Origin of the sequence: Pseudomonas sp. NPDC086278, from assembly GCF_050280905.1 — a bacterium.
Taxonomy (GTDB): Bacteria; Pseudomonadota; Gammaproteobacteria; order Pseudomonadales; family Pseudomonadaceae; genus Aquipseudomonas.
The window spans coordinates 136226-158998 of the sequence record NZ_JBNNWE010000002.1 but is presented as its reverse complement, the minus strand read 5'-3'; the positions used below and the strand labels follow the sequence as shown (position 1 = coordinate 158998).

Genomic DNA, 22773 nt, shown 5'->3' with positions numbered 1-22773 from the left:
GTTGCCCACTGCGCAGAACCTCCACTCGGCCTCCCGAGGGGGCGCCCAGATCAAAAGCTGAAGGCGAGCTAACGCTCGGCCTGATGAGTGGTGAAAAGCCAAGGCATACGCCGATCCATCCGAGAGCTGCCTACCAGCGAAGGCGTCCTCACAGTCACCCAATCTCTCGCAAACACCCACCCTCCCCCTGTGGGAGCGGGCTTGCTCGCGAAGCCGTTGATCTGGCTCTGGCTTTTGAACTTGATCTTGATCTTGATCTGCTGCCCCTTCCCCAAAGGCCGAACGCAGGTATTGCGCAGGGGGCACCGCGGCAAGGATGCCGCGGTAGCCGCCCCCGGCCATGGATGGCCGATGGCGGCGGGCCCCCGGAGCAATGCCGGAGTGAGGGCATGCCGAGCCTAGGCGAGGCACCGAATGGAGGGGCAAAAGCGCTTTGGTTACTTTCGCGCTTTTCGAAAGTGACTCGCTGTAAGAGCGAAACCGCCAGCAGCCACTACCGCAGAAACGGATATGCCCACTCTTAAAAAAGCCAGCCGCCACTACCGCAAAAACGGATATGCCCACCCTTCTAAAAAGCCAGCCACCACTACCGAAGAAACGGATATCCCCACCAACCTAAAAATCCCAATGGCCGAATTTCAGGGCTTTATGTCCTATTGAACCGCCCCAATTGCTTCTACGCTATCCGACGGTCAACGCAGGACTGCCGCCCCCTCTGGAAGCCCCATGAACAACCATCACCCCATGAACAAAGTCATCAATCACGAGCCACTGGTGTTCATCGTCGATGATGACGAACCGCTGCGCGAAGCACTTGGAAGCCTGTTGCGCTCCATCGGTCTGCAAGTCGCGCTGTTCAGCTCAGCAGCGGAATTCATGAAGTACGACCGCCCCGACACCCCAAGCTGCCTGGTCCTCGACGTGCGCCTGCAAGGCACCAGCGGGCTGGATTTCCAGAACGAGCTGCTGGCCGCCCACATCAACCTGCCCATTGTGTTCATGACCGGCCACGGCGACATCGCCATGACAGTGCGGGCAATGAAAGCCGGAGCGGTGGATTTCCTGGCCAAACCGTTTCGCGAACAGGATCTGATCGATGCCGTGTCCGCCGCCCACGCGCGCGACAAGGTGCGGCGCGAATCCGAGCGTGGCAACGATGAGTTGCGCAGCCGCTACGCGACGCTGACCCCAAGGGAGCAGACCGTCATGGCGCTGGCGGTGTCGGGCCTGATGAATAAACAGATCGCCGGGGAAATCGGCTTGAGCGAAATCACGGTCAAGATCCATCGCGGCCAGGCCATGCGCAAGATGTTCGCCCGCTCCTTCGCCGATCTGGTGCGTATGGCGCAAGCGCTCGGAGTGACCCCGGCGCAGTAACGTTCCTATACGCACGTATAGTATTTTGCGCGACTGGACGGCGTATCTTGCGGTGATGGCGAGTGCTCTTTATGAGTAGCCGATAGCCCTCAGGACCTTACATGTCTCGCACTTCTATCATTTCCGTGGTCGACGATGACGAGTCCGTGCGCATGGCACTGGACAGTTTGTTGCGTTCCAACGGCTATACCGTCCGGGTGTACGCCAACGCTGAAGCTTTCCTCTCATCCACCGGCCCGCACGACACTGCGTGCCTGATCTGCGACATACAAATGCCCGGCATGTCCGGCATTCAAATGTATGACGAGCTGTTCGCGAGCGGCATTCACATCCCGGTCATCTTCATCACTGGCTATCCGGGTGCGCCGCCCCAGGTCAGCGTGAACGCCCCGGTGCCGGTGGCGTACTTTCCGAAACCGTTCCCCTGCAACGAACTGCTTGCCTGCATCGAAGGCGTGCTTGAGCGCCAGGCCTGACCCTCTTTATTCCCGCCCGTTAATACCTTGGTATACCCCCGTCACACCTAGGCGTGGTTGAACTGACCCTAGGTAGAAGTGTTGCGCACCGCCCTCGCCGATAGCATCTCCTACAGCGAACCGAACCGGAGCAAGTCCTGCGGTCATGCATTGAAGGCACGCACTTCAATCCATCCGCAACACGGTCACGCGCAAACAACGCTCGATACTTTGTCTTCAGGAGTTCCCTCATGAAACAGCACATTCTGGTTATTGGCGCAGGGTTCGGTGGTGTATGGAGCGCCTTGAGCGCCGCCCGTCTGCTGGACAAGCATGACCGTAACGACGTGCAGATCACCGTCCTCGCTCCGCAAGCGGAACTGCGGATTCGCCCGCGTTTCTACGAGGCCGATGTCCACACCATGATGGCGCCGCTCGGCGACTTGTTCGACGCGGTCGGCGTGACATTCGTCAAAGGCACCGCCGACAACATCGACGTCGACAGCAAGCAGGTGACCTACAGCGACGTGTCTGGCACCACGGGCTCGCTCAGCTATGACCGCCTGGTCCTCGCCGCCGGCAGCCGGGTGATTCGCCCGGACCTTGAAGGCATCATCGAACACGCTTTTGATGTCGATCAGATCGAACAAGCCACGCGCCTCGAAGCCCACATCAAGGCACTGAAAGAGCAACCTGCCAGCGCGGCACGCAACACGGTGGTGGTCGCCGGCGGCGGCTTTACCGGGATCGAAACGGCTACCGAATTGCCGGCCCGCCTGCGTGCCGCGCTGGGCGATGACGCCCAGATCAGGGTGATCGTCGTGGATCGCGGGCCGCAAATTGCCGCGTCGATGGGCGACGGCATCCGTCCGTCCATCATTGAAGCGTCCGCACACCTGGGCATCGAATGGGTGCTGAACGCCTCGGTCGCTTCGGTCGATGCCGGCGGCGTGACCCTGGCCGACGGTCGGCGCATCGAGTCGAACACGGTGATCTGGACCGTTGGTTTTCGTGCCAGCCCGCTGACCGAGCAAGTGGTCGGCACCCGCGACCCGCAAGGCCGCTTGCACGTCGATGGCCACTTGAAAGTGCGCGGGCATGCCGATGTGTTCGCCGCCGGCGATGTGGCCTACGCCGCCACTGACGATCTCGGCAATTTCTCGGGCATGTCCTGCCAGCACGCCATTGCGTTGGGACGCTACGCCGGCAACAACGTCGCGGCGGATTTGCTCGGCGTGGAACCGATGATCTACAGCCAGCCAAAGTACGTGACGTGCCTGGACCTTGGCGCCTGGGGCGCGGTGTTCACCGAAGGTTGGGACCGTCAACTGAAGTTGGTCAAACACGAAGCCAAAGAGCTGAAAACCCAGATCAATACCGTATGGATCTACCCACCGGCGGCCGACCGGGCGACCGCTCTGGCCGCTGCCGATCCGTTGATTCCGGTGGCGTAACCCCCGCAGCGTTGACCGGGCCGCACCTCGGCAACCGCTGCGCTCATTCATTCCCTTCCAAGGCCCGCCACTGGATTTCTGGCGGGCTTTTTTTTGCCGCGAATTCGGCGACGCTTGAAAACGCTTTCAAGCCGCGACCTCTTCATTTTTCAACGCGGGCAGCGCGATGCAAAACACCGCGCCGGTGCCTTGATTGGCGGTGGCCCAAATCCGCCCGTCATGAAACTCGATGATCGAACGGCAGATCGACAGGCCCATGCCCAGCCCGTCCGCCTTGGTGGTGAAGAACGGCGTGAACAGCGAAGGCAACGCTTCGGCGCAGATACCGCCGCCGCAATCCCGGACCTCCAGCATCGCTTCGTCGTGATGCACCCACGTACGGACGTGCAACAGCCGCGTGCGCGGATCGACTTCGGTCATTGCCTGACACGCGTTGATGATCAGGTTGAGGATGACTTGCTGCAGCTGCACGCGGTCGGCACTGACGTGCACCGGCACGACCGCCAGTTCGACGCGCAATTTCACATGACTGCGGCTCAACTCGTACTGCACCAGCCCGAGCGTGTCGCTGACGATGTCGTTGAACGATTCGCGCTGACGCTCGGGATCACCGTTGCGCGACAGCTTGCGAATACGCCGGATCACTTCGCTGGCGCGCGCCGAACTGCTGATCATGCGGTCCAGGGCGGTGCGCACCTCGCCGAGGTTCGGCTCGCTGCGATCAAGCCAGCGATGACAGGCTTCGCCGCTGGTCCTGATCGCCGCGAGGGGCTGGTTGACCTCGTGCGCAATCGACGCCGCCAACTCACCCAGCGACGTCACCCGCGTGACGTGCGCCAGTTGCGACTGCGAGCGAAACAGCGCGTCCTTGGACTCGCGGGCGGCGGTCAGGTCCATCACGGCGCCCACGTATTCAAAGCCGTCGTGTGGTGCCGGCAAGGGATTGGCGATCATGTGGATGTGCTTGATACGGCCGTCCGGCATCAGCAAGCGATGTTCGACTTCCAGGCGCGGTTCGTGGCGCGAGGCCTGCTCGAACACCGCCTCCGCGATGTGCCGGTCATCGGGGTGAGTGCGGGCCAGAATCTTGAGCATGCTCGGCGCTTCCTTCGGCGAGTATTCGAAAATCCTCGCCGTTTCCGCCGACCAGAAAACCTGCGAGCGATCCACGCGAAACCCGACGCTGCCCACTTGACTGAGCCGCTGGGCACCGACCAGATAGGTTTCGTTGCGGCGCAATGTGTCCGACAGACGCTTGCTGCGCAACGCCAAAAAGGTAATCGCCGACAGCGACACAATGCAGCGCACATAGGCCCCGATTGCTTCGGTGTTCTGGTAATCACGGTCGACCACAAAGATCACGGTCAACACGCTCAGGCACGCCAGGGCAACGGTGATCGCCAGCCGCACCGAAAAGACATTGGCCGACATCAGCACCAGCGTCACGTAGAGCACCGTCGTCGCAACGCTCAGATTGGTAAAGAACTTGAACACCACCACGAAGGCGGCGACGAGTAATGCAATCAGGAACGCCATGGCGTCCGTCTGCAAATAGCCTTTTCTCAGGGTCAGGGGCGTCATGATTTATCCGCGGTTTACAGCTCGGGGGATAACCCGCCGCGGACCGTCAGCCCCGCACCGAGCCACTGGAAGAAAGATGTCTGGAACGAGGCCCGAATATAGTGAACCCGGGCCGTTGACGACATGACAAATAACCCTGAATTCGCGCCGCCGTGCCCGGTATCAGGCGCTCGCCAGGCGTCTTCGTTGCTGGCTGGCCAGGCCGATGGCAAGCGCCAGCAGCAACAACCCCGCCGCCACCAAAAACGTCAGGGCCGCGCCATTGCCGACCGCTTGCGGCGCAGCCGTGGTGCCACGCGTTGCCGCCGAGCCCAGCGCGAACACTGCGCCCATGACCGAGGCGCCGGTGATCAGCCCCAGGTTGCGCGCCAGGCTCAACAGGCCGGCCACCACGCCACGTTGATCGGCGCTGACGTCCGTCATGATCAAGGTGTTGTTGGCGGCCTGAAACAGTGCATAGCTCGCGGTGATGACCGCGATGGGCGCGACGTAGCCGATGATGCCGAACGCCGCTGGCATCATCGACAGCACCCCGGCCCCGAGCGCCATAAAGGCGAGCCCGATCAGCGTCATGCGTGGCGCGCCGAAGCGGTCCACCAGACGGCCGGCCGGAACCCCGCCCAGCGCGGCCACCAACGGGCCGACGGACAAGGCCAGCCCGACCAGCGCGGTGTCCAGCCCCAGCGCGCCCGAAAGGTAAAACGGCCCGACCACCAGGGTCGACATCATCACCGTCGAGACCAGCGTACTCATCGCCAGGCTCGCGCTGAGCCGGCGATCACGCAACAGCGTCAGTTTGATCAACGGCGACGGCGTCTTCGCCTCAACCCGCAAGAACAGCCCCGCACCCATGACGGCGACCAGCAGCAGCGCGAGGTTGCGCGAACTCCACTGGTCCAGCGTCATCGCCAAGGCGTAGCTGCCAAGTGTCAGCGCCAACAGCACGGTTCCGGTTCCATCGAAGCCGATTCGCCGAGGCACTGGCCGATCCGCCGGCAAACAGCGCAAGGCCAGCACAAAACCCAGGACGCCCAGCGGTACATTCACCAGAAAAATCGACGGCCAGCCAAACCCGTGCATCAGCAGACCGCCGAGCGACGGGCCCAGCGTGGTGCCCACTGCCGACATCGTGCCGAGCAGGCCCATGGCGCTGCCGGTCTGCGCTTTCGGCACTGTGTCGCCGACAAATGCCACGCTCAGCGCCAACATGATTGCCGCGCCGAAACCTTGCACGGCGCGGGCGGCGATCAGCCAGGGCAACGCCAGTGCCGAGCCGCAAGCGAGCGATGCCACGGTAAAAACCGCGATGCCGATCAGCAACAAGCGGCGACGGCCGACAAGGTCACCGAGGCGTCCGACGCTGACGATCACGGTGGTGACTGCCAGCAAGTACGCCAGGACGATCCACTGCACGGCTTGAAACGTCGCGTCGAAGGCGTGGGCCAATGTCGGCAAGGCGGCGTTGGCGATGCTGGTGTCGAGGGACGGCATGAGCATCGACAGTGACAGGCTGGCAAGTGCCCAGCGAACCGGGGTGGACGGTGGCGTGAGGGTCATGGTCGGGGCCGTTCTGAAAGGTGTGAGCGTCCAGCGTATGCGCGGCGATGACCAGGCGGAAGACGCATGAGTTGCAGGTAATAGCTGCATGCAACGCCATGTCAGCGCAGAGTCGTGCTAACGTTCGGCCATGACCACGCCCGATTTGAACCTGCTGCTGACCCTTGACGCCTTGCTCGCCGAAGGCAGCGTGGCGCGCGCCGCCCAACGTCTGCGCCTGAGCCCATCGGCGATGAGCCGCGCGCTGGCACGCTTGCGCGAAACCACCGGCGATCCGCTGCTGGTGCGCGCCGGCCGCGGCCTGGTGCCGACGCCGCGTGCGCTTGAACTGCGCGAACAGGTCAGCCAATTGGTGCAGCAGGCCGAAGCAGTGCTGCGCCCTGCCGAGCAACTCGACCTCAAGCGCCTGGTTCGCACCTTCACCTTACGCACCAGCGACGGCTTCGTCGAAAACTTCGGCCCGGCGCTCATTGCCCGTCTCGGCGAAGAAGCGCCCGGCGTGCGCCTGCATTTTGTGCAGAAGCTGAGCAAGGACAGCGCGCTGCTTCGCGATGGCTCGGTAGATCTGGAGACCGGCGTTGTCGGCGATATCACCAGCGCGGAAGTGCGCACCCGCGCCTTGTTCGAAGACCGTTTTATCGGTGTGGTGCGCGCCGGGCATCGGTTGAGTGAGGGCAAGGTCACACCTGCCCGCTATGCGGCGGGCCGACACATTCTGGTCTCGCGGCGCGGGCGCGACAGCGGGCCGATGGATGAAGCGTTGAAAACCCTGGGGCTTGAACGTGAGATCGTCACCCTCGTGAGCGGTTTTGGCGCGGCTCTGGCGCTGGCTCGCGCTTCGGACCTGATCGCCACCGTTCCCGAGCGGCACACGCACAACCTGCGCGCCGGCCTGCACAGTTTCGCCCTGCCCCTCACCACGCCAGCGATCACTATTTCCATGCTCTGGCACCCGCGAATGGACGCCGATGCCGCGCATCGCTGGCTGCGTGAGTGCATTCGGCAGGTGTGCGCGGCGGTGAACTGATTTTTGCGGCGCCCGGGTCTAGACTTCAATCCTTGCCGAGACGGTCTGCCGATGTGAGCCAATGCCATGAGCGACAACGACGATCTGCGTAAATACTCCTCTCAAGTCATCGACGGCGTCGAAGCCGCCCCCGCCCGCGCCATGCTGCGGGCCGTGGGTTTCACCGATGAAGATTTCAAAAAGCCGCAGATCGGCATCGCCTCCACCTGGGCGATGGTCACGCCGTGCAACATGCACATCGACAAGCTCGCCCTTGAGGCGGAAAAAGGCGCGAACGCGGCGGGCGCCAAAGGCGTGATCTTCAACACCATCACCATTTCCGACGGCATCGCCAACGGCACCGAAGGCATGAAATATTCGCTGGTGTCGCGGGAAGTGATCGCCGACTCGATTGAGGTGGTGGTCGGTTGCGAAGGCTTCGATGGCCTGGTGACCGTGGGCGGCTGTGACAAGAACATGCCGGGCTGCCTGATCGGCATGGCGCGGCTGAATCGACCATCGATCTTCGTCTATGGCGGCACCATCCGGCCCGGCGCGGGCCACACCGACATCATTTCCGTGTTCGAGGCCGTGGGCCAGCACGCCCGCGGCGACATCAGCGAGATTCAGGTCAAGCAGATCGAGGAAGTGGCGATCCCCGGCCCCGGTTCCTGCGGCGGCATGTACACCGCCAACACCATGGCCTCGGCCATCGAGGCGCTGGGCATGAGCCTGCCCGGTTCGAGTTCTCAGGAGGCGGTCGGCAGCGACAAGGTTTCGGACAGTTACCGCGCCGGCCAGCAGGTGATGGAGTTGCTGAAACTGGACCTGAAACCGCGCGACATCATGACCCGCCAGGCGTTTGAAAATGCGATTCGTGTGGTCATCGCCCTCGCCGGCTCGACCAACGCCGTGCTGCACCTGCTGGCCATGGCGCATGCGGTGGACGTCGAGCTGACGCTGGATGATTTTGTCGAGCTGGGCAAGGTATCGCCGGTGGTGGCCGACCTGCGCCCCAGCGGCAAATACATGATGAGCGAACTGGTGGCCATCGGCGGCATCCAGCCACTGATGAAACGCATGCTCGCGGCCGGCATGCTGCACGGCGAGGTGCTGACGGTCACCGGCAAGACCCTCGCGCAGAACCTGGCCAGCGTGCCCGACTACCCCGAGGGTCAGGACGTGATCCTGCCGTTCGACCGGCCGATCAAAAAGGACTCACACCTGGTGGTGCTGCGCGGCAACCTCTCGCCCACGGGCGCGGTGGCGAAAATCACCGGCAAGGAAGGTCTGCGTTTTGAGGGGCCGGCGCGGGTTTACCACGGCGAGGAAGGTGCGCTGGCGGGCATTCTCAATGGCGAAGTCCGACCCGGCGAAGTGATCGTGATTCGTTATGAAGGCCCCAAAGGCGGGCCGGGCATGCGCGAAATGCTCTCGCCGACGTCGGCGGTCATGGGCAAAGGCCTGGGCAAAGACGTGGCGCTGATCACCGACGGCCGCTTCTCCGGGGGCTCGCATGGGTTTGTGGTCGGGCATATCACCCCGGAAGCGTTCGAGGGTGGGCCGATTGCGCTGATCGAGGACGGCGACACCATCACCATCGACGCCGAAACCCGGCAAATCACCGTGGACGTCTCCGACACGGTGCTGGCCGAACGTAAAACCCGCTGGGTGCGCCCTGAGCCCCTCTACAAACGCGGGGTGCTAGCGAAATACGCGAAAACCGTGTCCAGCGCGTCGGAAGGCGCGGTGACGGATAAGTACCTGTAGGCGCGCCCGGGCGGCGCGCCGTTTGCCCGCCAGGCGCAAGATCGCCCGTGAGGCTCGCTCTCACACAGAGTTTGTTTCACCCGGGCCTGCACTCAAAGGCGAAACCGGTCGACCGACTGCGACAGCTTGCCCGCCAGGCTCGACAGTTCGTCGGTGGTCGAAGCGGTCTGGCCGATGACTTTGCTGTTGCCTTCGGACATGCCGGCAATCATGTCCACCTGATGGGCGATTTCGTTGCTGGCCAGGCTTTGCTCGCCAATGGTGCGGGTGATGTCGTTGACCAGTTCGGTGGTGCTGAGCGTGGCCTGGAGGATTTCGCGGATGGCGCGTTCGACGTCGGCGGTCACGGCCATGCCTTTGTCGACCTGGGCCACGCCCGCTTCCATGCTGGTGACGGCTTCGCGGGTGCTTTGCTGGATGCGCGCGACCATGGTGGCGATTTCCTGGGTCGAGGCGCTGGTGCGTCCGGCCAGGCTGCGAACCTCGTCGGCGACCACCGCAAAACCGCGCCCCTGCTCACCGGCACGGGCGGCTTCGATGGCGGCGTTCAGCGCCAGCAGGTTGGTTTGGTCGGCAATGCCCTTGATCACTTGAATGATGCTGAAAATCCCCTCGGATTCTTTGTCCAGCGTGCGAATCACCTGAGCCGATTGCTGCGCCGAACGGGCAATGCCGTCCATGTCTTCAACCACCTGATGAATCACCCGGCCGCCATCCTTGGCCAGTGTCTCGGCCTGGTTGGCCATGCTCAGCGCGCGCTCGGCGTGGCGAGTGATTTCCTCGATGCTCGCGGTCATTTCACTGGCGGCCGCCGCCATGGTGCTGGCGGCGACGCTTTGTTGCTGGCTGCTGTCCGCGACCTGGTGGCAACCGCTGCTCAATTGAACGCTCATGCCGCTGACACCATGGGCATTGCTGCGCACCACTTCGATCATGCCGCGCAGATCGCGCTGCATGGTCGCCAGGCTGCGAATCAAGGCGCTGGCTTCGTCGTTTTGCGTGGGCTCGACAATCGGTTCGCTAAGGTTGCCGTGGGCGATGCTTTGGGCAATGCGGCTGGCCGTTTGCAGCGGCCCCATGATGCCCGAAATCACCCAGCGACCCTGGATGAGCAGCAGCAACAAACTGGCAATCAGCACCACGCCGAGGGCGAAATTCGCCGTGCTGATGGCCTGTTCGGTGCCCCGGCTGGCCTGTTGCGTGTTGGTTTCGATGAGTTCGCTGAGCGACGCCATTTGCTCTTCGAGCTGGCTGAACGCGCTGTTGAAGGTGCCAAGCTCCTTTTGCGCAGCATCGGGATTGTCCAGTGCCAGCCCGACAATGCGTTCGGCGGCACTGATGTAAGTATCGAGGCTCGGTTTGACCTTGTTCAACGCAGCCTTGAGCGTGTCGTTGACCGGCAGCTTGAGGTTTTCATCCAACACCTCGCGAAAATGCTTCGCATGCTCCTCGATCGAACTGTGCACCTCAGCCTTGCTGCTGGTGCTTTTGCCCAGCCCGACCAGCATGGCCGACAGCACATCGGCGCGCAGGGCGTCGTGCATCATGTCGGCTTCGAGGTGATTGCGCAGCGCCGACATACTGACCTGGCTGTCACTCACCGCCCCAGCCATTCGAGTATTGCCCACATAGCTGACCAGGCTCACGATCAACGCAGTCAGCAGGCTCGTACCGATCAGTAGCAATAAGCGTAGTTTTATCGACACGGTGTAGCCCTCTGGCGGCAAGTCGCTGTTATGGAGAGGTTATCGACTGCGCCCGGCACTTTTTTAAGACTGGTAGCCTAGTTTCGGGGCTTTTGCGACATGCGGTAGATCGACCGCCCGGTGATGGACACGCTGGCGTGCCTGCCGTCGCGCCACTCCCACATGACCTCAGCGATAATCCTCCCCCGCAACCGCTCGCAGATAAGCCTGGTCGGCTTCAATCCGAAGATCGCGCCATTCTTGCCAACTCACCATTCCCAGACGATCCAACTCGTCTGACAGGCGAATCAACTGCTCGTGGTAGGCATCGGGACACTCCCTGCGCAGTGCCTGGTTTTCGAGCGCGACATGCCACGCGTCGAGCGCTCGCAGTTTGTGCGCTTGAGCCGGTGTCAGCTGGTTGGCGAATGAGTGCATGGCGATGGCTCCGGACGCTGTTTCTGAATGGATCAAGCCACGCCGAATCCGGTTCAGCTGCACCGACCGATGGTTTTCCCCCTCCGCTGACCCGCCCTGCGCCTGGCCGTTGAAAAAGCTGCCGACCGGCACATGGCGTAGCGTGTGCTAGGCTTTTTTTGCTCTACGTCAGCTGACGCGTTCGAATGCAACATTCCCCCCGAGTTGAAGGAGTTCAACGATGAGTACCATTGCTTCCCGGCTAATAGTGACCTTTTTAAGTGTGCTGCTCAGTGCCTGCGCCGCCGTTGACGCCGGGAGCGGTGGCGCCGGCGAGATGGAGATTCGCTCGGGTACGATTGAACAGCTTACGCTGACGCAGATGCAGACCAACCACGACAGCGGTGTCGGCGCCATCCTGGGCGGGATCGGCGGCTTGGCCGTCGGGAGTTTGATCGGGCGTGGCACCGGCCGGGATGTGGCCATGGTGGCGGGCGCCCTGGCAGGTGGCGTCGGCGGCAACTACATGGAAAAGAAAAAATATGACCAGCCGCAAGAAGCCCAGCAAATCATCGTGCGCACCCGAAGTGGCGTGTTGGTATCGGTGACTCAGCCAATCAACCCAGCGCTGACCAAAGGCATGAATGTTTATATTGAAGGTGCCGGCAACGGAGCGCGGGTCGTGCCGCAAGGTTAGAAGTCCCTTCTTGAAAAAAACGGGGACGAATCTGTTTTTCAAAAAACGGACTGACCAACGGGGGCACTCATCCCGGCCCCCCGTTTTCACCCGCATTCGCCGGGCCCCGAGGACGCTGCTCCCGCTGATTCCACCCTCCCCGATCTGAAAAAACCCGTGAATGCAGGTCAGGCAAATTTGCCGATCTATACTCTTTGAGTGAATTTTTCCGTGTCCTGCCAAACATCGACACCGACGCGCCTCCCCGGTGCGCCGTGCCATTTGCCAACGTAGTTGATCCCGAGCCATTGCTCGATTGTTTCGTGGCCAACGGGTGGTGGAGAAGATTATGAAATTCAAGCTGTTTTCAGGCGTTGTTTTTGCGTTAGCGGCGACGGTAGCCATACCCGGCGCCTGGGCTGCCGAGGCGCGAGCATTGGCTTCTGACGGTGCTGACCACGTGGGGGCCGGTTCGGTGGCTTCCGATGGTGCGGATCATGTCGGCGCCGGATCGGTCGCTTCCGATGGCTCGGATCATGTCGGCGCCGGTTCGGTGGCTTCCGATGGTTCGGATCATGTCGGCGCCGGTTCGGTGGCTTCCGATGGTTCGGATCATGTCGGCGCCGGTTCGGTCGCTTCCGATGGCTCGGATCATGTCGGCGCCGGTTCGGTCGCTTCCGATGGTTCGGATCATGTCGGTGCCGGTGCGGTCGCTTCCGATGGCTCGGATCATGTGGGCGCCGGTTCGGTCGCTTCCGATGGTTCGGATCATGTCGGCGCTGGTTCGGTGGCTTCCGATGGTTCGGATCACGTTGGTGCTGGTTCGGTCGCTTCCGATGGTTCGGATCATGTTGGTGCTGGTTCGGTGGCTTCCGATGGTTCGGATCACGTTGGCGCCGGTTCAGTCGCTTCCGATGGCTCGGATCATGTCGGCGCCGGGTCGGTGGCTTCCGATGGCTCGGACCATGTGGGCGCCGGTGCGGTCGCTTCCGATGGTTCGGATCACGTCGGCGCCGGTGCGGTCGCTTCCGATGGTGCGGATCATGTGGGCGCCGGTGCGGTCGCTTCCGATGGCTCGGATCATGTCGGCGCCGGTCAACTCGCGTTCAGTGCTCGTCCCGGCGTGGGCTCGGATCGTGTCGCCGAGACTTACATGTCCAGCAATTACTCCGACCAGTTCAATACGCCGCGCTAACCGGCGTTTTCTTCAAGCGCCAAGGGGCTCTCCGGCAAGCGTAAAAAGCCCGCGGAACTTTACTCGTTCAGCGGGCTTTTCTATTGCCGCAGGCTCAATCAGCCGATAGCGCTAAGTGCCTCGTCCCACGCCTTCAATGGCCTCCGAAAACGCCACCCCCGCCTTACGCACCAGATTGCGCCACTCATCACTGCCAATGAGACCTTTGCGCTCCATCTCATCCGCCGCCTTCAGTAACTCGTCGTACTGATCCTGCGCATCCATACGAATCTCGGGTTCGGAGAGCAGCTTGTACCAGGCGGCCAGTGCCTCAGACTTCAATTCATGTGTCATAGACCCACTCCCAGGCTTCGATCTGGTTTGGAATCCCGGTCAACAGAACGCGTTCCACTGCGCCGACATACGGCCATTGCGCGCAATAGCCAGCGGGAAAATGTAAAAAAGAATTTCAGAGCTTGTCGGTTGTCCATGGTTAACGTTCATCCAGGATTAGCCCCATCATGAAATTCTCCAAGATCAGCCAGGCACTCTCCCACCGGGCCGGCAACTCCTCAACGTTTCTGATCGCCGTTGCGCTGATCGTCGTCTGGGCCTGTACCGGTCCGTTCTTCCATTACAACGACACTTGGCAACTGATCATCAACACCTCGACCACGATCATCACGTTTCTCATGGTGTTCCTGATTCAAAACACACAAAACCGCGATAACGACATTCTGCACTTGAAAATCGATGAGCTATTGCGTGCGACCAAAGACGCGCAAAACGCCGCGCTGTGCCTGGATACACTCGGAACGCGAGAGCTCAGGACGCTGCGCAAGCAGTACAGCAGCATCGGCGCAAGCCAGGAGATACAGATTCCGACCGAGCCCCCTGCCAACGCCGATTGAAAGAAAACGCCTATGAGCTCCGAATACTCCGGCTATTAGCTGACTTCCCAAGTGGGGTCTAACCTCTATCCAGCGTCGGCGGAACAAGCTGGCCGGTTTAGTGCTGATAAGGAGAGAGGAATGAGTCCGAAGCTTGACTAGGCCACCCGTGGGCCACCGCGCAGGCAACTCGATTGCCGCTGTTCAGCATTCCCGTGTGCTCGACATGATCGGTCGATCCGATCCAACTGCTGGCCCTGTAGCCCGAGTCAATGGTTTCGCTCGTTGCTATCCAAGGCTCATCCCGGGCCGGATAGCCGGATGAACACGACCAAAGGTAGCTCACACATGGCAAACGAATCGAAATGCCCCTTCAACCACGCCGCCGGCGGTGGCACGACGAACCGCGATTGGTGGCCGAACCAACTGAATCTGAAAATCCTGCACCAGCATTCCTCCCTCTCCGATCCCATGGATGAGGGCTTCGACTATGCGCAAGCGTTCAAGACGCTCGACTTCGAGGCCGTCAAACGCGACCTGACGGCGCTGATGACCGACTCCCAGGATTGGTGGCCAGCGGATTTCGGTCACTACGGCCCGCTGTTTATCCGCATGGCCTGGCACGCCGCCGGCACGTACCGCACCGGCGATGGCCGTGGTGGCGCCGGTTCCGGCCAGCAACGTTTTGCACCGCTCAATAGCTGGCCGGACAACGTCAGTCTCGATAAGGCGCGGCGCTTGCTGTGGCCGATCAAACAGAAATACGGTCGTAACATTTCCTGGGCGGACCTGATCGTCCTCACCGGCAACGTCGCGCTGGAGTCCATGGGCTTCAAGACCTTTGGCTATTCCGGCGGTCGCGCGGACGTCTGGGAACCGGATGAGGATGTTTACTGGGGCTCGGAGAACAAATGGCTGGGCGGCGACACCCGCTACGGCAAGGACAATGAACCCGTGGAGGAGCCAGGCGACGGTCCGCTCGTGGCCGAGCCGGGCAAAAACGAGGAGAGCCGCACCGAGGGCGGCCGCCACCTCGAAAATCCGCTGGCCGCCGTGCAGATGGGCCTGATTTACGTCAACCCGGAAGGCCCGGAAGGCGAACCCGATCCCGTCAAATCAGCCCTGGATATTCGCGAAACCTTCGGCCGCATGGCCATGAACGACGAAGAAACCGTGGCACTGATCGCCGGCGGTCACGCCTTTGGCAAAACCCACGGCGCCGGTCCGGCCGACAATGTGGGCGCCGAGCCCGAAGCGGCCGGCCTGGAACAACAAGGCTTTGGCTGGAAAAACAGCTTCGGCACCGGCAAAGGTCCGGACACCATTACCAGCGGCCTCGAAGTGACGTGGACCACCACGCCCACCCGGTGGAGCAATAACTACCTGGAAAACCTGTTCGGCTTCGAGTGGGAACTGAGCAAAAGCCCGGCCGGGGCGAACCAGTGGGTCGCCAAAAACGGCGCGGGTGCGGGCACCATTCCGGATGCTCATGATCCGTCCAAACGGCGCAACCCGACGATGTTGACCTCCGACCTGGCGCTGCGTTTCGATCCGATCTACGAGCCCATCTCACGCCGCTTCTTGCAGAACCCCGATCAACTGGCCGACGCCTTTGCCCGTGCCTGGTTCAAGCTGATTCACCGCGACATGGGGCCCCTCTCGCGCTACCTCGGCCCGGAACTGCCGAGCGAAGAATTGCTGTGGCAGGACCCGATACCGGACGTCGACCATGCCTTGGTCAACGACACCGACGTTGCCGACCTCAAGGGTAAAATCCTCGCCTCGGGCCTGACGGTCTCACAACTGGTCTCGACTGCGTGGGCGGCGGCGTCGACCTTCCGTGGCTCCGATAAACGCGGCGGCGCCAATGGCGGTCGTCTGCGGCTGGCCCCGCAGAAATCCTGGCCCGCCAACCAGCCTGAGCAACTGGCCACCGTGCTGGCAACGCTCGAAAGCATCCAGCGCGACTTCAGCACCAGCGGCAAGAAAGTCTCCCTGGCCGACTTGATCGTGCTGGCCGGTAACGCTGGCGTCGAACAGGCGGCGAAAAACGCCGGTCACACGGTGACAGTGCCATTCACACCGGGCCGGATGGACGCCTCGCAAGAGCAAACCGATGTCGAATCCTTCGGCTTCCTCGAACCCATCGCCGATGGCTTTCGCAACTACCTGAAAACCCGCTACACCGTTCCCGCCGAGCACCTGCTGATCGACAAGGCACAACAACTGACGCTCACCGCGCCAGAGCTGACCGCGCTCGTCGGCGGTCTGCGGGTGTTGAACACCAACGTCGGACACACCCGGCATGGCGTGTTCACCCAACAGCCGGAGGCCTTGACCAACGACTTCTTCAAGAACTTGCTGGACATGGGCGTCGAATGGAAACCCGTCTCCGGGGAGAACCAGGAGTTCGAGGGTCGCGATCGCAAAACCGGCGAACTGAAATGGACCGGGACGCGTGTCGACCTGGTCTTTGGCTCGCATGCCCAGTTGAGGGCGTTGGCGGAGGTCTATGCCACCAACGACGCCCAGGACAAGTTCGTCAAAGACTTCGTAGCGGCGTGGAGCAAAGTGATGAACCTGGACCGCTTCGATGTGAAGTGAAGTTGAATCTGTAAGGCCTTGAATGGGCCACCGCGACCCGGTCATACGGGTCGCGGTGGCCTGCAACGGCGCATTACTCCTGAAAAACCTCAGCCTGCCGGGCGGCAACGGCCTGCCGGCCTGCGTTCACCCGGTTACTGCTGGTGCTCATTCGCGGTGTCGGCCGCCAGCCGCAGTTCTTCATTGGCCTCGCTGAGCAGTTCCTTGGCGCGTCCGGCATGGCCGCCCAACCGGTAATTGTTATCTTGCTGGGCCTCGTCCACCAAACGCCAGGCCTGCACGATGTGCTCTTGGGCCCCGCGCAAATTACCGTGACGATCACCGATGTTCACCGAAGGCTGATCAGCCTGGCTCACACAACCGAAGATCAACGCTGAAGCCACGACGCCGCAAACCACTACCCATTTCGTGTTCATTACCCAGCCCCTTTGTCGAGGTCACAAGACGGAAATTCAACGAGTAAAAGGTTAGCGTAAAAAAAACCTTTGGCCATGGCTCGCCACGGCTGGGGGATGGGCCATCAAGGATCGACTTGGCCCATCAGTTCGGCCACCGTTTCCTGGCGTTTGGCATACCGCTGGGCCAACACCGCACAGACCATCAACTGGATTTGATGAAACAGCATCAGCGGCAGGATCAACATGCCAATGGTGCTGCCGCCGAACAGCACTTGGGCCATCGGCACACCGGTCGCCAGGCTTTTCTTCGAACCGCAGAACAGGATGGTGATCCGGTCTTCCAGACTGAAACCAAAGGCTTTGCCCAGCACCGTGGCGGCCACCAGTACCAGCCCCAGCAACACGCAGCACGCCACCACCAACCCGGCCAGTTCCCAGAGCGGAATCTGCTGCCAGATGCCTTCGTTCACCGCTTCGCTGAACGCGCCGTAGACCACCAACAGAATCGACCCCTGATCGACGAACCGCAGCCAACTCTTGTTACGCCCGACCCACGCCCCGATCCAGCGCCGCGTAATCTGCCCGGCGATGAATGGCAACAGCAATTGAACGCTGATCTTCATGATCGCATCGAGGGTCGAGCCGCCATCGCCGTGCACATTCAACAGCAGCGTCACCAGCAATGGTGTGAGGAAAATTCCGAAAAGGCTGGAGGCCGCCGCGCTGCAAATCGCCGCTGGAATGTTGCCGCGTGCCAGGGAAGTGAAGGCAATCGCTGACTGCACCGTTGCGGGCAGCGCGCAGAGGTAGAGCATGCCCATGTACAGATCGTCGCCGATCATGGGCGATAACACCGGCTTGAGCGCCAGCCCGAGCAGCGGGAACAGCACAAAGGTCAGGCTGAACACCAGCAAATGCAGACGCCAGTGGCCGGCGCCGGCAATGATCGACTCGCGTGACAGTTTGGCGCCGTGCAGGAAAAACAGCAGGCCAATGGCGATATTGGTCAGCCAGCCGAAGCCCACCGCGACCTGACCGCTGGCGGGCAACAGGCTGGCGAAAAGCACGACGCCAATCAGGGTCAGGGTGAAGTTATCGGGCAAGAAACGGGGGCGGGTCATGAGGTTCGTCCGGGTTGGCCAGGAAACATGCCCACGACTCTAACGTGTCTGAGTGTTACCGGCTAACGCTAACAACCCAGTAGATGTCGCCTAACGGACATCATTTTTTTTAACAGACACTGCCGGATACGACGTGACAACAGCCGTTACCTCACGGGTCAACGCGCCGGGTTCACGCAGGATCGGTTCATCCAATAGCCGCCGCGTGTTGGAGAAATACGGTTAGCGCGAGCCTATACTTACGCCGGCCAACTCTGCGTCGGGCAAGTGGTGAAAACCTCGAGGCCGCGCCGTTCGCACGAGCGTTCCACCGATCAGGTATTCGAATCGCAACCAACGGATGACACCATGAGCCGCACCTCTCCCGTACCGGAAACACCGGACAATCCCACACGCAGACTCGGCATGACCTACCGCTTCAACGACGAACACATGGATTTGTTCTTTATGGCCGCGTTGGGCTGGGGTCCTGCCGGTGGACTGGATATCGGCCAGGCGTATTACGTCGCCGGGCAAGTGATCGATGGCGATCCGGACAGCTGGGTACAGGCTTTTTCCGATTACGGCGATGACCTCGACCGACAGGCTGATGCCTGGCTGGCGAAGGGCTGGCAACGCTCCGCCGGCGAGATGCGCCTGAAGGCATTCGCCTGCTACCGCTCGGCGTGGCAGTTTGCCGGCCCCGGCAAGCGCTTCATCGAACTGTACGCCCAGCATCAAAGGGCCTTCGCACAGGCCATCAATGAATTGCGCCTGCCGGGCAGCCGCTTCGAAACACCGTGGAAGCACACGCATCTGCCCGGCCATTATTTCGCTAACGCCGATGCGGATGCCCCGGTGGTGCTGGTGATCGGTGGCGCGGATACCTGCCACGAAGACCTGTTCCTCTCGGTCGGACGCAATTTGCTGGAGCGCGGCTACTCCGTGGCCCTGGTCGATCTGCCGGGCCAAGGGGATTTACAGGCGCAAGATCTGTATTGGGAAGCCGAGGCAGAGAAACCCGTCGCCTGTGTGATCGACCAGCTAATGTCGCAATTCGGTGTCCGTCCTGGGCGCATCGCGCTGCTGGGGCTCAGCCTGGGCGGCTACTTTGCCTGCCGGGTCGCCGGTTACGAAACCCGATTGGCCACGGTGATGGCGAGCACGCCGTTGCGGGATGCCGGCGAACTGTTTGCCCGTTCGGTACAGGCGGCGACTGCTCAGCACACCGCCGCGACTATCTCCGCCGCCGCGATGCGCAATCACGAGACGACCTTCTGGAAGGCCGGCGCGCGCACGCCGCAAGAACTGATGGAACGAACGTCAACCATGCAGGCCGACCCGAGCCGGGTCACTGTGCCCTTCCTGTCATTGCTCGGTGGCGCTGAGTCGGACCTGTTCGCCGACCAGGCACGCGCCTGGCACGCGGGCCTTTCGTCGCCACGTAAATCCCTGGTCGAACTACCCGCAGACACCGGTGCCGACGGGCATTGTCAGGTCAACAATCGACTGCGCCTGGCCCAGGAATGCTGTGGCTGGCTGGACGACCTGTTCGCGCGCACGCCAGTTGCGGCAAAATGACCGCCGATCAGCCCATTGGAGTGACAGAAATGAAACGTGACGGAGTGACCTATTGCGTGCATCACATCGGCATTCCCACCGACGAGGTCCGTGAAGGGGAACGTTACGCACCGAGCGTTGGCATGTGGACCAGCGACGATCTGACCGGACCGTTGCCTGTGCAGTGGCACCGGTTTACCGACGATTCACCGCTGCATTCGTTACTGCGGACATTGCCGCATGTCGCTTTTCGAGTCAGCGATCTGGAGTTGGCGGTCGAGGGCCACACCGTCATTCTCGGGCCTTATGAACCCATCAATGACTACAAGGTGGCGGTCATCGACAACGGCGGCATGCCCATCGAACTCATCGAAACCACCCTGACCGACGCCGAAATCTGGGGCCGAGCGCAGAGCGGTACGCAGTCTTTGCTGTATGCCAAAAAATAAGCGTCGGGCAGCCGTAAGCCCAACGCAAAGCACCTCCGAGGGAGGTGCTTTGCCAGGTTCATTCGACGTAAACGCTGAAACGCTTGAGTTGCGCTTCGCTGTTGGCGATTTTCTGCAGGCTGTCTTCACTGCCGTTGGCCACCAGCAACGCGGCCAGCGTCTGTGACACGGCCAGTGCTGGCACCACCGACGGGAACAGCGACGGCGTAGCATTGCGCACCACGATCAACACATCTGAAGGCGCCGCGACCGGCGACACCGGGCTGTCGGTGATCGCCACCACCTTGGCCCCGCACTCGCGGGAAAACTGCACCGCACGTAACGCGTCCTGCGCATAAGGGTGGTAGCTGAATACCACCAATGCATCTTCGGGACCAATCCGCCGCAACTCATCCGCAAACGCCCCGCCAACGCCGCTGAGCAACGTGGTGTTGTTCAAAAACATGCCGCAGACGTAGCTGAAATAGTAAGCCGCCGGAAAAAGGCTGCGCAGGCCGACCACGTAAATCTGGCGGGCGCCGGTCAACAGCGCATGCGCGGCAAGGATCTGGTCGTAACGTTCAGGGCTGAAGGTGTCTTCGAGGTTGGCCTGCTCCGCGCCCAGCATCTCGCTGATCAGCCCGGTGTTCTGATCACCGTTCGAACGCTTGCGCAGGGCGTCGGCGCGTTGGGTGAACATCGAGTCGCGCTCGGTCAGCCAGTGACGAAAGCAGTCGCGCATTTCTTCGTAGCCACCAAAACCCAATTGCCGGGCCAGACGCAACATCGACGCCGGCTGCAACTTCGCCATGCCCGCCACGGTGCGCATGGACTGCAAGGCAATGTCGTTGGGATGGTCGAGAATGAAGCGGGCGGCGCGCTGAAGTGTAGGCGTAAGCGAATGAAAAGTTTCTTCAATGAGCTTGTCGAGCTGGTGCTTGTCCATAGATTCCTTCACCCCAAAGTCGCGGGAATTCTAGCATGCAGCACAAAACCGGCAGCACTTAAAACCCGCAGATAACGTCAACTCCCCCGCCGACTCCACCGGCTGACCTAGTCCTCAAAACGCCCGCCACCCTTACGATCGCCCTCATAGCGTCTGGCCAGCGGGAACGCCGGCAGCCACGCCTCGCGACGCACCGTCCAGCTTTCGTAGGTGGGTTGCAGTTGATCCGGGGCATCCAGGGAACCCAGGTTTATTTCGATTTCATCACCGGTGCGCGCAAACACCGACGAACCACAGCGCGGACAGAAAAACCGCCCGGCGTAGTCGCGGGTTTCACCGGCGACCGTCACCGCCTCCTCGGGGAAAATCGCTGACGCATGAAACAGCGCGCCATGGTGTTTGCGACAGTCCAGGCAGTGACAAAGGCCGACCCGGTAAGGGCGGCCCAACGCTTCAAACCGGACGTCGCCGCACAGGCAACCACCCGTGAATCGGTCCATGGTGTATCTCCTCCAGGTCCGCTGCGGCCGCGCTCGGATGGCGGTCAACAATGAGTTGCAAAGAGGTATCAGATCACCGCTCGAGCCTCAGCCGCTAATCATAAAACGGCTCGACCAGCGTCCGGCTGCCGACAAAAAAGCTGTCGGCCACCAGTCGCAGCGGCTGAAGGTCCAGGTCACTGGCCTTGTCGCCAATCAGCTGTTGAAAGTGTCGATACACCGCCGCGTATTCGCCCTCCTGCGAGACACCCTGGCGCACGCCGTCAATGCTTAATAATGCGCCACCGTTATCCAGTCGCAGGGTGCCTTCGGCGCAACGAATCTCGATGCTCCAGAGTTCGTCGTGACCGTGGTCGAAATCGAATTCGGCGCGGACATCGAGTTGGCGCGCGTCAGACATCTTGATCGATGCGGCAATCGGCGACTGGCAGTTGCTCGGGACTCGCAGTTCGGCAGACTCGACAAACAGCGGCAGCGCCAGCAGGTGGGTGGCAATCGACAACGCATTGATGCCCGGATCGAACACACCCAGGCCGCCCGGTTGCCAGATCCAGGCCTGGCCGGGGTGCCACTTGCGTACGTCTTCCTTCCAGTCGATCTGCACGCTTTGCAAGGTGCGGCTGGCCAGCCAGTCACGGGCGGCTTGAATGCCCGGCGCGTAGCGTGAATGCCAGGCAAACAAACCGCTAACGCCTTGCGCCTCCGCCAGACTCACCAACGCCATGGCTTCACCCAACGTGGCGCACGGCGGCTTTTCGACCAGCACGTGCTTGCCGGCGGCCAGCGCTTGTTGCACCAGCGCGAATCGTCCTTGTGGCGGCGTGCAAAACGCAATCGCATCGACCTGCGGGCCGTTTTCAAGCAGCTCGCCCAGCGACTGAAAATTCTCTACCCCGGCGCAAGGCCGCCCTTGCGTGGCGACAGACACCAGCTGGAACGCGGGATTGGCGGTGATCGCTGGAACGTGTTGATCCTGGGCAATCTTGCCGTAGCCCACCAGACCGAGACGGATCGGTTGCATCGATGACTCCTGATGTTGTTCTTATCTGAGTAAGCGAGTTGGCAAGATTACGGTTGTATCGCCGGGAAGTCATTGATGGCGTGTTGATGTTTTATCCAGGGTGAAGGCTTTGGCATGACGGACTTGCCTGGTTTTGTGCATCGTAAATGAGCGAGCGCGCCGGCAGTCCCGTTC

Annotated in this window: 22 protein-coding genes and 1 pseudogene; 12 read left to right on the top strand and 11 right to left on the bottom strand. The window is 61.7% G+C overall.

Annotation, left to right across the window (positions count from 1 at the left end; all coding sequences use genetic code 11):
• Nucleotides 1-510 precede the first annotated feature (510 nt).
• From ACQKP4_RS01595 to ACQKP4_RS01580, 4 genes are all read left to right on the top strand, one after another.
• Nucleotides 511-660 (top strand): hypothetical protein, encoded by a 150-nt coding sequence (locus ACQKP4_RS01595; RefSeq protein ID WP_427629762.1) that lies wholly within the window; start codon nucleotides 511-513, stop codon nucleotides 658-660.
• A 66-nt stretch (nucleotides 661-726) separates the two neighbouring features.
• Nucleotides 727-1377, top strand: a complete 651-nt coding sequence (locus ACQKP4_RS01590; protein ID WP_427629760.1) for a response regulator transcription factor — start codon at nucleotides 727-729, stop codon at nucleotides 1375-1377.
• Nucleotides 1378-1478: 101 nt separating this feature from the next.
• Nucleotides 1479-1853 (top strand): response regulator transcription factor, encoded by a 375-nt coding sequence (locus tag ACQKP4_RS01585; RefSeq protein WP_427629758.1) that lies wholly within the window; start codon nucleotides 1479-1481, stop codon nucleotides 1851-1853.
• Nucleotides 1854-2083: 230 nt separating this feature from the next.
• Nucleotides 2084-3286 (top strand): NAD(P)/FAD-dependent oxidoreductase, encoded by a 1203-nt coding sequence (locus ACQKP4_RS01580; protein ID WP_427629756.1) that lies wholly within the window; start codon nucleotides 2084-2086, stop codon nucleotides 3284-3286.
• A gap of 126 nt (nucleotides 3287-3412) precedes the next feature.
• Here the strand turns inward: ACQKP4_RS01580 and ACQKP4_RS01575 are convergent, their stop codons facing one another.
• Together ACQKP4_RS01575 and ACQKP4_RS01570 are read right to left on the bottom strand one after the other, a co-directional pair.
• Nucleotides 3413-4867: an ATP-binding protein gene (locus ACQKP4_RS01575; protein ID WP_427629754.1), complete on the bottom strand. Its 1455-nt coding sequence runs from the start codon at nucleotides 4865-4867 to the stop codon at nucleotides 3413-3415.
• Between the two features lie 162 nt (nucleotides 4868-5029).
• Entirely contained in the window at nucleotides 5030-6424 is a 1395-nt protein-coding gene (locus ACQKP4_RS01570; RefSeq protein ID WP_427629752.1) for an MFS transporter, read from the bottom strand.
• A gap of 130 nt (nucleotides 6425-6554) precedes the next feature.
• On the opposite strand from ACQKP4_RS01570, the gene ACQKP4_RS01565 reads away from it, so the two are divergent.
• Together ACQKP4_RS01565 and ilvD are read left to right on the top strand one after the other, a co-directional pair.
• Entirely contained in the window at nucleotides 6555-7451 is an 897-nt protein-coding gene (locus ACQKP4_RS01565; protein WP_427629750.1) for a LysR family transcriptional regulator, read from the top strand.
• A 66-nt stretch (nucleotides 7452-7517) separates the two neighbouring features.
• The gene (gene ilvD / locus ACQKP4_RS01560; protein ID WP_427629748.1) at nucleotides 7518-9200 is read left to right on the top strand and encodes a dihydroxy-acid dehydratase; all 1683 of its coding nucleotides are present in this window, start codon (nucleotides 7518-7520) and stop codon (nucleotides 9198-9200) included.
• Nucleotides 9201-9292: 92 nt separating this feature from the next.
• Here ilvD and ACQKP4_RS01555 read toward each other — a convergent pair whose 3' ends face one another.
• From ACQKP4_RS01555 to ACQKP4_RS01545, 3 genes and pseudogenes are all read right to left on the bottom strand, one after another.
• Nucleotides 9293-10018, bottom strand: a complete 726-nt coding sequence (locus tag ACQKP4_RS01555) for a methyl-accepting chemotaxis protein (RefSeq protein ID WP_427629772.1) — start codon at nucleotides 10016-10018, stop codon at nucleotides 9293-9295.
• A gap of 132 nt (nucleotides 10019-10150) precedes the next feature.
• A pseudogene (locus ACQKP4_RS01550) lies at nucleotides 10151-10906 on the bottom strand (MCP four helix bundle domain-containing protein); the annotation flags it as partial.
• 168 nt (nucleotides 10907-11074) lie between these two features.
• Entirely contained in the window at nucleotides 11075-11323 is a 249-nt protein-coding gene (locus ACQKP4_RS01545) for a hypothetical protein (protein WP_427629747.1), read from the bottom strand.
• A gap of 220 nt (nucleotides 11324-11543) precedes the next feature.
• On the opposite strand from ACQKP4_RS01545, the gene ACQKP4_RS01540 reads away from it, so the two are divergent.
• The gene (locus ACQKP4_RS01540; RefSeq protein ID WP_427629745.1) at nucleotides 11544-11999 is read left to right on the top strand and encodes a glycine zipper 2TM domain-containing protein; all 456 of its coding nucleotides are present in this window, start codon (nucleotides 11544-11546) and stop codon (nucleotides 11997-11999) included.
• A gap of 328 nt (nucleotides 12000-12327) precedes the next feature.
• The gene (locus ACQKP4_RS01535; RefSeq protein ID WP_427629743.1) at nucleotides 12328-13173 is read left to right on the top strand and encodes a hypothetical protein; all 846 of its coding nucleotides are present in this window, start codon (nucleotides 12328-12330) and stop codon (nucleotides 13171-13173) included.
• A gap of 111 nt (nucleotides 13174-13284) precedes the next feature.
• On the opposite strand, the gene ACQKP4_RS01530 is transcribed toward ACQKP4_RS01535, so the two are convergent.
• Nucleotides 13285-13506, bottom strand: a complete 222-nt coding sequence (locus ACQKP4_RS01530) for a hypothetical protein (RefSeq protein WP_427629741.1) — start codon at nucleotides 13504-13506, stop codon at nucleotides 13285-13287.
• Nucleotides 13507-13673: 167 nt separating this feature from the next.
• Between ACQKP4_RS01530 and ACQKP4_RS01525 the strand changes: the two genes are divergently transcribed.
• Both ACQKP4_RS01525 and katG read left to right on the top strand, forming a co-directional pair.
• Nucleotides 13674-14063 carry a low affinity iron permease family protein gene (locus ACQKP4_RS01525; protein ID WP_427629739.1) on the top strand — a complete coding sequence of 130 codons (390 nt, stop codon included), beginning with the start codon at nucleotides 13674-13676 and terminating at the stop codon, nucleotides 14061-14063.
• A 327-nt stretch (nucleotides 14064-14390) separates the two neighbouring features.
• Nucleotides 14391-16646, top strand: coding sequence for a catalase/peroxidase HPI (katG, locus tag ACQKP4_RS01520; RefSeq protein WP_427629737.1), 2256 nt, complete (start codon nucleotides 14391-14393; stop codon nucleotides 16644-16646).
• A 134-nt stretch (nucleotides 16647-16780) separates the two neighbouring features.
• Here katG and ACQKP4_RS01515 read toward each other — a convergent pair whose 3' ends face one another.
• Both ACQKP4_RS01515 and ACQKP4_RS01510 read right to left on the bottom strand, forming a co-directional pair.
• Nucleotides 16781-17062 carry a hypothetical protein gene (locus ACQKP4_RS01515; RefSeq protein WP_427629735.1) on the bottom strand — a complete coding sequence of 94 codons (282 nt, stop codon included), beginning with the start codon at nucleotides 17060-17062 and terminating at the stop codon, nucleotides 16781-16783.
• 104 nt (nucleotides 17063-17166) lie between these two features.
• Nucleotides 17167-18165 carry a bile acid:sodium symporter family protein gene (locus ACQKP4_RS01510; RefSeq protein WP_427629733.1) on the bottom strand — a complete coding sequence of 333 codons (999 nt, stop codon included), beginning with the start codon at nucleotides 18163-18165 and terminating at the stop codon, nucleotides 17167-17169.
• Nucleotides 18166-18513: 348 nt separating this feature from the next.
• Between ACQKP4_RS01510 and ACQKP4_RS01505 the strand changes: the two genes are divergently transcribed.
• Both ACQKP4_RS01505 and ACQKP4_RS01500 read left to right on the top strand, forming a co-directional pair.
• Entirely contained in the window at nucleotides 18514-19725 is a 1212-nt protein-coding gene (locus tag ACQKP4_RS01505) for an alpha/beta hydrolase (RefSeq protein WP_427629730.1), read from the top strand.
• A 29-nt stretch (nucleotides 19726-19754) separates the two neighbouring features.
• Nucleotides 19755-20153: a hypothetical protein gene (locus ACQKP4_RS01500; RefSeq protein ID WP_427629728.1), complete on the top strand. Its 399-nt coding sequence runs from the start codon at nucleotides 19755-19757 to the stop codon at nucleotides 20151-20153.
• 58 nt (nucleotides 20154-20211) lie between these two features.
• Here ACQKP4_RS01500 and ACQKP4_RS01495 read toward each other — a convergent pair whose 3' ends face one another.
• The 3 genes from ACQKP4_RS01495 to ACQKP4_RS01485 form a co-directional block, all read right to left on the bottom strand.
• Nucleotides 20212-21078 (bottom strand): MurR/RpiR family transcriptional regulator, encoded by an 867-nt coding sequence (locus ACQKP4_RS01495; protein ID WP_427629726.1) that lies wholly within the window; start codon nucleotides 21076-21078, stop codon nucleotides 20212-20214.
• A gap of 107 nt (nucleotides 21079-21185) precedes the next feature.
• Entirely contained in the window at nucleotides 21186-21578 is a 393-nt protein-coding gene (locus tag ACQKP4_RS01490) for a GFA family protein (protein ID WP_427629724.1), read from the bottom strand.
• Between the two features lie 94 nt (nucleotides 21579-21672).
• A complete protein-coding gene (locus ACQKP4_RS01485) occupies nucleotides 21673-22599 on the bottom strand; it encodes a Gfo/Idh/MocA family protein (RefSeq protein ID WP_427629722.1) in 927 nt (308 codons plus the stop codon).
• Between the last annotated feature and the right edge of the window lie 174 nt (nucleotides 22600-22773).